Genomic DNA, 12,868 nt, shown 5'->3' on the forward strand with positions numbered 1-12,868 from the left:
TTAATTAATTTTTATTATTTATTAGCACAATATATAGTAGGTACAGCAGCATACATAGCAGCACATACAACTAAATCTTGTTTCCAAGTTTTTTCATTAGGAGCATGAGCTTGAGCTTCAGCACCAGGTCCGAAACCTATACAAGGTATTCCGTTTCTTCCCATAATAGATACACCGTTAGTAGAGAATGTCCATTTATCAGTAAGCGGACGAGCTTTTCTTTCTTTATCTATTTCTGGAGTAGGTCCCATTCTTTCTGTACCATAAAGACCTTTATAAGCCTCTTCTAAAGCTTTAGTTACAGCATGGTCTTCTGGAATTACCCAAGTTGGGAAGTAACATTCTATTGGATAAACTAAACCTTTCCAAGATGGTCTTTCATAATTATACATAGATACTTCAGCACCATATTTTTTTACATTAGGAAGGTTTCTTATTTCTTCTAAGCAGCTTTCCCAAGTTTCGCCAGCTGTCATTCTTCTGTCTAATGAAATAGAGCAAGAATCAGCAACAGCACATCTGCTTGGAGAAGTGTAGAATATTTGAGAAACAGTTACAGTACCTCTGCCTAAGAAATTAGCTTCTTTGTATTGAGGATTGTATTTTTCTTCAAGCATTTTTACTAAACCTTTGATAGGTGTAGAATCTTTAGCATCGTTTTCGTTAAGGCTTCTGATGTCTTGAAGTATGTCAGCCATTTTGTAGATAGCGTTATCTCCTCTTTCTGGAGCAGAACCGTGGCAAGAAATACCTTTAACATCTACTCTTATTTCCATTCTTCCTCTTTGACCTCTGTAAATACCGCCGTCAGTAGGTTCAGTAGAAATTACGAATTCAGGTTTAATTTTGCTTTCTTTACAAATGTATTCCCAGCATAAACCATCGCAGTCCTCTTCCTGTACAGTACCAACAACAACAACTTGATATTTGTCGCTTAAAAGACCTAAATCTTTCATTATTTTAGCACCATAAACACCAGAAACTATACCGCCCTCTTGGTCAGAAGTTCCTCTACCGCCTATTTCTACATCGTTTTCATAACCTTTATAAGGGTCAAATTCCCAGTTGTCTTTGTTACCTATACCAACTGTGTCTATATGAGCATCTATACCTATTAAAGTTTTACCAGTACCCATATAACCTAAAACGTTACCCATAGGATCTATTTCTACTTTGTCAAATCCTACTTTTTTCATCTCTTCAGCAATTCTCTCAATTACACCTTTCTCTTCGCAAGATTCACTAGGAATTGCTACCAAATCTCTTAAAAACTTAGTCATATCAGCTTTATAGCCTTCTGCTTTTGCTTTTATTTGTTCAAATTGTTCTTTTGAAATAGCACTCATTTTTATTTCTCCCTAAAATTATATATATTATAAAATTTTATTATCTCTCTTTTGCTTCCCAAATGATATTTTTCCATCTAATTGGGTCTGTATCGCCTTCTGTGCTGAATAATAATACTTTAGAATTAGAATCAAGTTTTAATTTCTTTCTTAATTCAGCATATTCATCATTAAGCATTATAGTAGCCAAAGCACCAAATGGAGCAGCTCCAGATTCACCAGATACTACTTGAGGGTCTCCTTTTAATGGAGCAGAAAGCATTCTCATACCTCTTGCAGCAACTACATCTTCAGCAGCTATAAAACAATCAGCATGATTTTTAAGTATATCCCAAGAAGTAATATTAGGTTCACCGCAAGCAAGTCCAGCCATAATAGTATTTAAATCGCCTTCTACTATTCTTATTTTACCATCGCCTGCTACAGCACCTTTATATAAACAAGCAGCAGCTTCAGCTTCTACTACAACCATTACAGGAGGATTATCTTTATATTTGTTAGCAAAATATCCAACCATAGCACCAGCCAAAGAACCAACACCAGCCTGTACAAATACATGTGTAGGTCTTTCGCCAAATTGCTCATCAGCTTCTAAAGCCATAGTACCATAACCTTGCATAATCCAAGCAGGTATCTCTTCATAGCCTTCCCAAGCAGTATCCTGTACAACTACTCCGTTAGGCACCTTTGCAGCTTCTGCAGCAGCTTTTCTAACGCATTCATCATAGTTATATTCTTCTATTGTAGCAGTTGCACCTTCAGCTTGAATATTTTTTAATCTTGTTTCTGTTGAGCCTTTAGGCATAAAAATAACTGATTTTTGTCCTAATTTATTAGCAGCCCAAGCAACACCTCTTCCGTGGTTACCATCTGTAGCTGAGAAGAAAGTAGCCTGACCGAACTCATCTTTTAATTTTTTTGAAGTTAATACATCATAAGGGAATTCGCTTACATCTTTTCCCATTTTTTGAGCTATATATTTAGCCATAGAGTAAGAACCGCCTAATACTTTAAAGGCATTAAGACCAAATCTATATGACTCATCTTTTACTTTTATAGTTCCTAAACCTAAATATTTTGCCATTTCTTTTAATTCTGACAATGGTGTTTGTGTGTATTGAGGGAAACTTTGATGAAATGCTTTTGCTTTCTTTACTTCCTCAATAGACATTATTGGTAAATTTTTGTCATCTGACTTAGGCATTTTATTTTCTGCCCATTTAAGCTCACTCATTTACTTCCTCCTTTTTTGAATCTATATAATTATATAGAGTGAATTTACTTATTCCAAAATGATTTGATACCTTATCTCCGGATTTTGTTATTAAAAATACTCCAGAGTCATTTAAAAATTTAATAGCCTTTATTTTTTCATCTTTACTCATTATAGAAGCAGGCTTTCCTATTAATTCTTCACTTTTTAATATAAGTTTTTCCATAAGCTCCTGAGCACTATTTGGTATTTCTTCAAGCTTAGATTTATCTTCTGTTTGAATCAATAAATCTAAATCACTCTTAAATGGTATAAAACTTGTTATATCAAAGTTTATAGACAATATATATCTATATTTACCATTAATATCCTTTATAAAAACAGTTGAAGACTTTAATATTTTGCCGTTTGATGCTTTAGTAAGATAAGACAAATGATCAACTATAGGCTCGCCTTTCTTTAGCTTTTCTATAGTTTTTAATACCACATTTGAAGCACCTTCTCCTGCTTGTCTTCCTGTAACACCTCCATTAATAATAAAAAGAATAGTATGCTCTAAATCATCTTCTTTTAATTCATGAATACAAACTTCGCAATTACTTCCAAATTGCCTTGCTATTCCATGTGCCACACTCACTAAAGTCTCTAGTATTATATTAGAACTCATAAAACCTTACAAAAACCTATTATGTTTTACTATACAACAATCATCAATTGATACGTTTATAGTATACTAATTTTTTTTTAGATTTTCAAGAAAAAATCTAAAAAATTTTGGATTTTTTATACAAATTCGTTGACAAATCGACTTTTTTTAATATCCTATTAAAATATAGATAATAAATTATAAAAATATGAAATTTAGGGGGAATATATGCTATTAATAGGCGGAGGTAAATTAATAACAAGAGATTCTGCTAAACCATTTTTAGAAGATGGGGCAGTTCTTTGTGATGGGAGATTAATTAAAGAAGTTGGTAAAACTTCAGATTTAAAAGCAAAATATAAAGATGCTGAGTTTATAGATGCTAAAGGAAGCATCATTATGCCGGCATTTATAAATATACATGAACATATTTACTCTGCAATGGCTAGAGGGTTCAGTATTAATGGTTATAACCCTAAAGGCTTCTTAGAAATATTAGACGGTATGTGGTGGACTATAGACAGAAATCTTACTTTAGAACAAACTAAACAAAGTGCTATGGCTACCTATATAGAATCAATTAAAAATGGCGTTACTACTGTGTTCGACCACCATGCAAGTTTTGGTCATATTGAAGGCTCACTATTTGCTATAGAAGAGGCTGCTAAAACTATGGGTGTTCGTTCTTGTTTATGTTATGAGGTTTCGGACAGAGACGGAGAGGCTAAATCTAAAGCTTCAGTTAAAGAAAACCTTGATTTTATTAAGCATGCTATGGCTGATAAAACTGATATGATTAAAGGTATGATGGGAATGCATGCTTCTTTCACTATATCTGATAAAACTATGGAAGCTTGTATGAAAGATTTACCTGAAGGCATAGGCTGCCATATTCACGTTGCTGAAGGTATAGAAGATTTGCATGCTTGTCTTAAAGAACATGGCAAAAGAATAGTTGATAGACTTTATGATTTCAAAGTTTTAGGTCCTCAAACTATATTAGTACACTGTATATATGTTAATCCTCACGAGATGGATTTAATCAAAGAAACAGATACTATGACGTCTCATAACCCAGAATCTAATATGGGTAATGCTTGCGGATGTCCTCCTACAATGGAATTAATGAAAAAAGGCATATTAACAGGTTTAGGTACTGACGGTTATACACATGATATGATAGAGTCATACAAAGTTGCTAATGTACTTCATAAACATAATCTCTGCGACCCTAATGCTGCTTGGGGAGAATTACCTACAATGCTATTTGAAAATAATGCTAAAATGGCTAATCGTTATTTCGATACTCCTTTAGGCGTACTTAAAGAGGGTGCTGCTGCTGATGTCATCATTATGGATTATAAAAACTATACAGAATTAAGCGATAAAAACATTAATGGACATATATTATTTGGTATGAACGGCGGACATGTTAATACTACTGTTTGTAACGGTGAAGTATTAATGAGAGATAGAAAACTTACAAAAATTGACGAAGAAGCTGCTTATGCTAAAATAAGAGAAGAGTCTGCTAAACTTTGGAAACAAATTAATAAATAATTAAATATATTAATATTAAGTAATGGGGTATATTTTTGCTCCATTACTATAAATTTTTTAAAACAGTATTAATTAATAATTGGAGGATTATAAATGAGTGATGTAATGACACCCATACCTTTTGGAAACCTTATGAATTGGATTTTGGAAGAAAAAAAATCTGGTAAAGTTTTTGGTATTTCAAGAGCGTTTAAAGCTGATAAAGCTAAATATTATGAAATCTTTGGAAGAAAATTAGAAACTCCTATAGGACCTGCTGCAGGACCTCATACTCAATTAGCTCAAAATATAATAGCTGCTTACTATACAGGAAGCAGATTCTTTGAACTTAAAACTGTTCAAAAAATGGACGGAGAAGAATTAAGCAAATGTGTTAATAAACCTTGTATTACTGCTAATGATGAATGTTATAACTGCGAATGGTCTACTGAGCTTTATGTTCCTCAGGCTTTTGATGAATATGTTAAGGCTTGGGTTGCTTTAAAAGTAATTGCTAAAGAATGGGATTTAGGAGATATGGACGGTTTTCAGTTTAATATATCTGTTGGTTATGATTATGACGGCATTAAAACTGAAAAAATTGATAAGTTTATAGAAGGAATGAAAGACGCTTCAAACACTCCTATATTCAAAGAATGTAAAGAGTGGCTTACTAATAATATAAGCAGATTTAAAAACTTCAAAAAAGAAGATATTGATAAAATTAATGCTGATATTTGTAATTCTGTTACATTATCTACTCTTCACGGTTGTCCTCCAACAGAAATAGAGAAAATAGCTTCTTATTTAATTACAGAAAAAAAATTAAACACATTCGTAAAATGTAACCCTACTCTTTTAGGTTATGATTATGCAAGAAAAACTTTAGATGAAATGGGTTATGATTATATATCATTTACTGATTTCCACTTTAATGATGACTTGCAGTATAGCGATGCTGTTCCTATGCTTCAAAGACTTCAAAAATTAGCTTCTGATAATTCACTTGCATTCGGTGTAAAAATTACTAATACATTCCCTGTAGATGTTAAACAAAAAGAATTACCTTCTGAAGAGATGTATATGTCTGGAAAATCTTTATTCCCTCTTTCTATGACAGTAGCTTCAAGATTAAGTAAAGATTTTGACGGAAAATTAAGAATATCATATTCTGGCGGTTGTGATTATTTTAATATTAATGATGTTATAGATGCTGGAATATGGCCTGTAACTATGGCTACTACTTTCTTAAAAACAGGCGGATACCAAAGAGGAGAGCAAATAGCTAAAAACCTCAAAGAGCCTAAAGCATTTACAAAAGTAGATGTTGCTAAAACAGAAAAAATTGTTGAATGGGGTAAAAAAAGCAAACATCATGTTAAACCTATTAAGCCTCTTGCAAGCAGAAAAGTTAATAAAAAAGTACCTTTAGTTGATTGTTATATAGCTCCTTGTATGGAAACTTGTCCTATTCATCAAGACCTTACTACTTATATAAGACTTAATTCTAAAGGACAATATGAAGAATCTTTCAAAGTAATTATAGAGAAAAATGCTCTTCCATTTGCTACAGGTATATTATGCCCTCATACTTGTATGGATAAATGTACTAGACAGTTTTACGAAGAGCCTGTAAGTATTAGAGCTTGCAAATTGGAAGCTGCTAAAGCTGGATACAGCAAAGTAATTGGCACATTAAAAGCAGCTCCTTCTATAGGCAAAAAAGCTGGTGTTATAGGTGCTGGTCCTGCTGGTCTTTCTGCTGCTTTCTTCTTGGCTCGTGCTGGAGTGGAAGTTACAGTATTTGATAAGAGAGAAAAAGCAGGAGGAGTAGTTGCTAATATCATACCTAATTTCAGAATTACGGCTGAAGAGATTGGAAATGATGTAAGTTTATGCAAACAAATGGGTGTTAAATTTGAATTAGGCAAAGAGATAAAAGACATAAAAGAGTTTGCTAAAAATTATGATTATACTGTTGTTTGTATAGGTGCTCATAAGAATATGCCTTTAAAACTTGAGGCTGGCGAATCTATGAATGCTCTTAAGTTCTTAGAAGAGTTTAATAAAACTAATGGTAGTGTTGAATTAGGTGAGAATGTAGTAGTAATCGGAGGCGGCAACACTGCTATGGACGCTGCTCGTGCTGCTAAGAAAAACAAGGGTGTAAAAAATGTTAGATTAGTTTATAGAAGAACTAAGAGATATATGCCTGCTCACGAAGAAGAATTAAAAGAGGCTTTAGAAGACGGTGTTGAGTTTATGGAATTACTTGCACCTGTTAAATTAGAAAGCGGCAAACTTTTATGCAAAAAAATGGAATTATCTGACTATGATGAAAAAGGCAGAAGAAACGTTGTTGAAACTAATGAAACAGTAGAAGTTTCTGCTAACACAGTAATAGCTTCTATAGGTGAACAAATTGAATCTGACTTCTATAAATCTAACGGCATAGATGTTGATGATAAAGGTAAGCCAAAATGCAATGCTAATAATGAATCATCTATCAAAAATGTTTATGTTGCTGGTGATGGATTATACGGAGCTGCTACTATAGTTGAGGCTATAAGAGATGCTAAAGTTGTTGCTGAATCTATTTTAGGTAAAGCAATCGCTCCTGATTTACCTTCTGTTTCTACTGAAGAGATTTCTTACAGCAAAAAAGGTAACTTAAAAGAAGTATCAAAAGACCCTGAAGCTACAAGATGTTTAAGCTGCGATTATATTTGTGAAAGCTGCACAGAGGTTTGTCCTAACAGAGCAAATGTCTCTATTAAAGTTGAAGGCGGAGCTAAAATATCACAAATTATACACGTTGATTATATGTGTAATGAATGCGGAAACTGTGAAACATTCTGTCCTTATAGTTCTGCTCCTTATAAAGATAAGTTTACATTATTTGCTACTGCAGATGATATGAAAAACTCTAAAAATGACGGCTTCTTGTTTTTAGATAAAGAAGGAAATGCTAAACTTAGAATTGACGGCAAAGAAGAGTCTTATAAGGCTGGAAGTTCTAAAAACTTTAATGGAGTTTATAGCATAGTTGATAGCGTATTTAATAATTATAAATATTTAATATTAAAATAATTTACTTTATACTAATTGTTGCATAGCGAAGGGAATAAAACTATTATTCCCTTTGTTATGTTTATTTTATTAATATATTATTAAAATTGGAGGTATCATATATGGGTGAAAGTGCCAAGATTATAATTAATGGCAAAGAAATGAGCTTTGACTCTGATAGAAAATTAATGGACGTTCTTAGGAATGATTGTAAATGTAAATCAGTAAAAGACGGCTGCTCTGAAGGAGCTTGCGGAACTTGTACTGTATTAATAGATGGAAAACCTACTAAAGCTTGTATACAAACTATAGGAAGACTTCAAGGAAAGAGTGTTCAAACTATAGAAGGATTTACTCAAAGAGAAAAAGATGTTTATTCTCATGCTTTTGCAGTTGCTGGTGCTGTGCAATGCGGATTCTGTATACCTGGTATGGTGATATGTGCTAAGGGCTTAATTGATAAAAACAATAACCCTACAAGACTTGAAATTGTTGCTGCTATAAAAAACAATATTTGCAGATGTACTGGATACAAAAAAATTATTGATGCTATTGAATTAGCAGCTAAAATGATTAGAGAAAATATTGATGTTAAAGAATATAAAGGTAAAGTAAAATTAGGTGACAAAAACATTATAAGAGTGGACGCTAAAGAAAAAGCACTTGGTATTGGTGAATATTGTGATGATGTTGAAATAGAAGGTATGCTTTATGGTGTTGCGGTTAGAACTAAATACCCAAGAGCTAAAATATTAAAAATAGATATAAGCGAAGCAAAAGCTTTGAAAGGTGTAGTTGATGTAATCACTGCTAAAGATTTACCTGGGGCAAAAAAAGTTGGTCATATTTTCCATGACTGGGACGTGCTTATTGGAGAAGGCGAAACTACAAGATTTATTGCTGACGGTTTAGCTTTGATTGTTGCTGAAGATGAAGCTACTGCTAAAAAAGCAAGAGATTTAGTAAAAATAGAATATGAAGAGTTACCTCTTGTAAGAAATCCTCAGGAAGCTATGAAAGAAAACGCTCCTTTAGTTCATGAAGATAGAGAAAGCAATTTACTTACTCATGAAAGATTAGTTAAAGGCAATGCTGATGAAGTAATAGCTAAATCAAAATATAAAGTTACAAGACATTATGAACTTCCTTGGACAGAGCATGCATTTATGGAAGCAGAAGTTGCTGTTGCTATGCCTTTTAATGGAGATGGTATATTTGTATATTCAAGCGATCAAAGTGTTTATGATACAAAAAGAGAAGTAGCTATGGCTTTAGGAATAGACCCTGAAAAGGTTGTAGTTGAAAATAAATATGTAGGCGGTGGTTTCGGCGGTAAAGAAGATATGAGCGTTCAGCACTATGCTGCTATAATGGCTTATAGAACAAAAAGACCTGTTAAATTCAAACTTACAAGACAAGAAAGTATTAACTGGCACCCAAAACGCCACCCTATGAGCATAGATATGACTACTGCCTGCGATGAAAACGGCATACTTACAGCTATGAAGGCAGTTTTAATAACAGATGCAGGTGCTTATGCTTCATTATCTGGACCTGTACTTCAAAGAGCTTGTACTCATGCTGCCGGTCCTTATAATTATCATGTTATAGATATAGAGGGTAAATCTTTCTACACTAATAACCCTCCTACTGGACCATTTAGAGGTTTTGGTGTTCCTCAATCTTGTTTTGCTACGGAGATGAACATAAACTTGCTTGCTGAGATGTGCGGTTTAGACCCTTGGGAGATAAGATACAGAAATGCTATTCGTCCTGGTCAGGTGCTTCCTAATTATCAAATAGCTGATGATTCTACTGGTCTTGTTGAAACATTAGAGGCTGTTAAAGATATATTCTACAACAACAAATATGTAGGTATAGCTTGTTCTTTGAAAAACTCTGGTGTTGGTGTTGGGCTTCCTGATACTGGAAGAGTTCGTTTAGTTGTAAAAGATTCAAAAGTTAATGTATATTCTGCTGCTTCTTGTATTGGACAGGGTATTGCTACTGTGCTTTATCAAATAGCAGGTGAAACTCTCAATTTGAATGATGATGAGATAATAGTTCATCAGCCTAATACTGCAACTTCTCCAGATTCTGGTACTACTTCGGGTTCAAGACAAACACTTATTACAGGTGAAGCTTGTAAGAGAGCTTGTGAAGACCTTAAAAAAGATTTAGATTCCGGCAAAACTTTAAAAGACTTGGAAGGAAAAGAGTATTACGGAGAATGGCTCACAATAACTGACAAAATGGGAGTAGATAAACCTCACCCTGTTTCTCACGTGGCTTATAGTTATGCTACTCAAGTATGTATACTTAATGAAGATGGTACAATACAAAAGGTAGTTGCTGCTCATGATATAGGAAAAGCAATTAACCCTATAGCTTTAGAAGGACAAATTGAAGGCGGTGTTGTTATGTCTTTGGGCTATGCTTTAACAGAGAAATTCCCGCTTGAAAATTGTGTACCTAAAGTAAAATTTGGTACTTTGGGATTATTTAGAGCTGACAAGACTCCTGATGTTGAATCTATTATTATAGAAAAAGAAGGGGTTCCTTATGGTTATGGTGCTACTGGTATAGGAGAGATTTCAAGTATACCTACTGCTCCTGCTGTTGCTTTGGCATATTATAAATTTAACGGCGAGTTCCAAACAGAATTGCCGCTTAAAAATACTCCTTATTCAAGATAATTTATGAGTTTAATTAATAATGAACTTGTAATTGTAAGAGGAGCTGGTGATTTAGCTACTGGTGTTGTGTACTCTTTATATAAGGCCCATTTCAAAGTTATTATATTAGAGACGCAGCACCCCTCTGCTATAAGAAGAAAGGTTGCATTATCTGAAGCTGTTTATGATGGTAAAACAAAAGTTGAAGATATTGAAGCTGTACTTGTAAAAAACTATGAAGAGGCTCTTAATACAATTACAGATTATAAAGAAATTCCTATTCTTATTGACACTAACTGTGAAATATTAAATCATATAAAACCAACATTTTTAATTGATGCTATAATCGCTAAAAAAAATCTCGGTACTAACAAATCTATGGCAAAATATACTATAGCATTAGGACCTGGTTTTACTGCTGGTAAAGACTGCGATATTGTTATAGAGACTATGAGAGGGCATAATCTCGGAAGAATGTATTTAGAAGGCGAAGCAATACCAAACACAGGAATACCTGGAAACATTGGAGGCAAAGAATCTGAAAGAGTAATACATGCAAGCTCTGACGGCATTATTGAAAACATAAAAAACATAGGTGATTTTGTAAGAGAAAAAGAAGTTATAGCATACATAAACAACGATAACAAGAAAATAGAAGTAATAGCACCTTTTGAAGGGCTTTTGCGAGGCATTATAAGAGATGGTTTTAAAGTACATAAGGGATTAAAAATAGCAGATATTGACCCAAGAAAATCAGAATATAATAATTGCTTTACAATTTCAGACAAGGCAAGGAACTTGGGAGGAGCTGTACTTACTGCTATGATGTGTTTATATAAAAACAATTAATTTCAAATTATAGATTTTTTTATTAAATTAAAAAATTTTGTATATTTTTTATTGTTCTTTTTCCCGCGTACGAGCTGTACCACCTTGCCGCACGGTAATGTTATGCTTTAATTATAACTTCTTAGAAGTGCGGGGGAATGCCTTTTAATGTACAATTAAATTATAAAATTTATAATAAAAATGCAGCCTTTTTGCTTCTTTGTGGCAATACCGAAGGCACTTCCTGCGGTCGCAAAAGAAGTAGGGTGCTACTCTACGGGCACGCTTCGCAGGGGGGCAAAGCCACCATAAATATTTAACAAAAAAAAATTAAAAATTTTCAGTATAAAAATAACTATATTTTAGAATATAATTTTTTATTCAACTTTTCCCGCCTTCGCTCTGCAGACTTCGTCAAACTTTTCGCCATTCGGGTACGCTTCGCATGGGGTAAAGCCTCTACAAATAATCAAAATATAAAAACTAGTCTGATAAAATACAAACCTTTAGTATATAAATAATTTTTAAATAATAATATCATATATATTTCTTGTTTCTAATACTTTTACTCCAACCTCATATTCACGCATATATTTAGCAAGCTTATATCCGTTTATAAGAATTATTTTTATGTCTTTTAATTCCTCTACAACATTCTTTGCTTGAGGTGTATAATCTGAAGTTGTAATAAAAATTCCTCTGCTTATGCCATTAACATTTTTAAGACCATGTGCAAATTTCGTTATTTCTGTGTCATTAACTTTATTATTTTCTTTGTAGCATTTACATTGTACACCCACTATATCAAAACCAAATTTATCCATAGTAAGCGTGCCGTCAATTCCTCTATCTCCGCTTCCGCCTGTTCTATACTTTTTACCATAGCCCATTTTTTCAAGCAAATCTAAACATATATTTTCAAACCTTGTACCCTTATCAACACTGCTCTCCCCCATTAGCTGCAATCTATCTAATACATCTTTTTCTACGCCCTCATAATATTCTTCAATACTCTTTTCAACCTCGCTTCTGTTTTCATCTTCTTCTATGTCATCACTATCATCATCATTATTATGGCTTTTGCTGTTTTCTAAATATGGAGTTTTTTCTTTTAGTGTTTTGAAATCAAAGTTTGGATTTTCTTCATAGAACTTTTTTCCGAAATCAGTAATTATATATTTGCCTCTATCTACATTTTCTAAAAGTTCTGCTTTTTTAAATAAAATAAAGACCAATGCACTCTATCTTTAAATTTATAATTTCCATTTTTATGTAATAAATTAAAATCTTCATCTGAAGTATTAGTATAATCTTTTACAATATTAAAAATATAGTTTATATTAATAGGTTCTGTTGCATTATACAAACATTTAAGAACATATTTATCATAATCTCTGTACTTCAAAAGTGCCATAATATATACTCCGAAAGCATTATTAAAAAATCATACTTCAATAATCTCTTTTTTACAAGAAAATAATTTTTTTAACAAAACATCAAAAACATAGTATTTATTTTTTCCACTAACAAATTTATTTTTTCTACATAAATG

The 12,868-nt window shown here is 32.8% G+C and carries 9 protein-coding genes; 4 read left to right on the plus strand and 5 right to left on the minus strand.

Going from position 1 to position 12,868, the window contains the following annotated elements:
- Positions 1 to 14: 14 nt before the first annotated feature.
- Genes R4I97_RS00780 through R4I97_RS00790 form a run of 3 tightly spaced genes read right to left on the minus strand, consistent with a single transcriptional unit; the run spans position 15 to position 3,226 of the window.
- A complete protein-coding gene (locus R4I97_RS00780) occupies positions 15 to 1,346 on the minus strand; it encodes a YgeY family selenium metabolism-linked hydrolase (protein ID WP_335783255.1) in 1,332 nt (443 codons plus the stop codon).
- A 40-nt stretch (positions 1,347 to 1,386) separates the two neighbouring features.
- Positions 1,387 to 2,580: a diaminopropionate ammonia-lyase gene (gene dpaL, locus R4I97_RS00785; RefSeq protein WP_335783256.1), complete on the minus strand. Its 1,194-nt coding sequence runs from the start codon at positions 2,578 to 2,580 to the stop codon at positions 1,387 to 1,389.
- Positions 2,573 to 3,226, minus strand: coding sequence for a helix-turn-helix transcriptional regulator (locus R4I97_RS00790; RefSeq protein WP_335783257.1), 654 nt, complete (start codon positions 3,224 to 3,226; stop codon positions 2,573 to 2,575). Before R4I97_RS00790 ends, dpaL begins: the two co-directional genes overlap by 8 nt.
- A gap of 207 nt (positions 3,227 to 3,433) precedes the next feature.
- Between R4I97_RS00790 and ssnA the strand changes: the two genes are divergently transcribed.
- From ssnA to yqeB, 4 genes are all read left to right on the plus strand, one after another.
- Entirely contained in the window at positions 3,434 to 4,765 is a 1,332-nt protein-coding gene (gene ssnA / locus R4I97_RS00795) for a putative aminohydrolase SsnA (protein WP_335783258.1), read from the plus strand.
- 93 nt (positions 4,766 to 4,858) lie between these two features.
- Entirely contained in the window at positions 4,859 to 7,834 is a 2,976-nt protein-coding gene (gene ygfK, locus R4I97_RS00800) for a putative selenate reductase subunit YgfK (RefSeq protein WP_335783259.1), read from the plus strand.
- Between the two features lie 101 nt (positions 7,835 to 7,935).
- Positions 7,936 to 10,509 (plus strand): selenium-dependent xanthine dehydrogenase, encoded by a 2,574-nt coding sequence (xdh, locus tag R4I97_RS00805; protein WP_335783260.1) that lies wholly within the window; start codon positions 7,936 to 7,938, stop codon positions 10,507 to 10,509.
- A 3-nt stretch (positions 10,510 to 10,512) separates the two neighbouring features.
- On the plus strand, positions 10,513 to 11,337 hold the full coding sequence (gene yqeB, locus R4I97_RS00810; RefSeq protein WP_335783261.1) for a selenium-dependent molybdenum cofactor biosynthesis protein YqeB: 825 nt from the start codon (positions 10,513 to 10,515) through the stop codon (positions 11,335 to 11,337).
- 503 nt (positions 11,338 to 11,840) lie between these two features.
- Here the strand turns inward: yqeB and R4I97_RS00815 are convergent.
- Together R4I97_RS00815 and R4I97_RS00820 are read right to left on the minus strand one after the other, a co-directional pair.
- Positions 11,841 to 12,551 (minus strand): restriction endonuclease, encoded by a 711-nt coding sequence (locus R4I97_RS00815; protein ID WP_335783262.1) that lies wholly within the window; start codon positions 12,549 to 12,551, stop codon positions 11,841 to 11,843.
- A complete protein-coding gene (locus tag R4I97_RS00820; protein WP_335783263.1) occupies positions 12,515 to 12,730 on the minus strand; it encodes a winged helix-turn-helix domain-containing protein in 216 nt (71 codons plus the stop codon). The genes R4I97_RS00815 and R4I97_RS00820 overlap by 37 nt, the downstream gene beginning before the upstream one ends.
- Positions 12,731 to 12,868: the final 138 nt, after the last annotated feature.

It is taken from the genome of Brachyspira pilosicoli (genome assembly GCF_036997485.1).
Taxonomy (GTDB): Bacteria; Spirochaetota; Brachyspiria; order Brachyspirales; family Brachyspiraceae; genus Brachyspira; species Brachyspira pilosicoli_C.

Bases quoted from the DNA above. Each gene is read 5' to 3' on its own strand.
- ygfK (WP_335783259.1), top strand. From the start codon at position 4,859: ATGAGTGATGTAATGACACCCATACCTTTTGGAAACCTTATGAATTGG.
- yqeB (WP_335783261.1), top strand. From the start codon at position 10,513: ATGAGTTTAATTAATAATGAACTTGTAATTGTAAGAGGAGCTGGTGAT.
- R4I97_RS00820 (WP_335783263.1), bottom strand. From the start codon at position 12,730: ATGGCACTTTTGAAGTACAGAGATTATGATAAATATGTTCTTAAATGT.
- xdh (WP_335783260.1), top strand. From the start codon at position 7,936: ATGGGTGAAAGTGCCAAGATTATAATTAATGGCAAAGAAATGAGCTTT.
- dpaL (WP_335783256.1), bottom strand. From the start codon at position 2,580: ATGAGTGAGCTTAAATGGGCAGAAAATAAAATGCCTAAGTCAGATGAC.
- ssnA (WP_335783258.1), top strand. From the start codon at position 3,434: ATGCTATTAATAGGCGGAGGTAAATTAATAACAAGAGATTCTGCTAAA.
- R4I97_RS00780 (WP_335783255.1), bottom strand. From the start codon at position 1,346: ATGAGTGCTATTTCAAAAGAACAATTTGAACAAATAAAAGCAAAAGCA.
- R4I97_RS00790 (WP_335783257.1), bottom strand. From the start codon at position 3,226: ATGAGTTCTAATATAATACTAGAGACTTTAGTGAGTGTGGCACATGGA.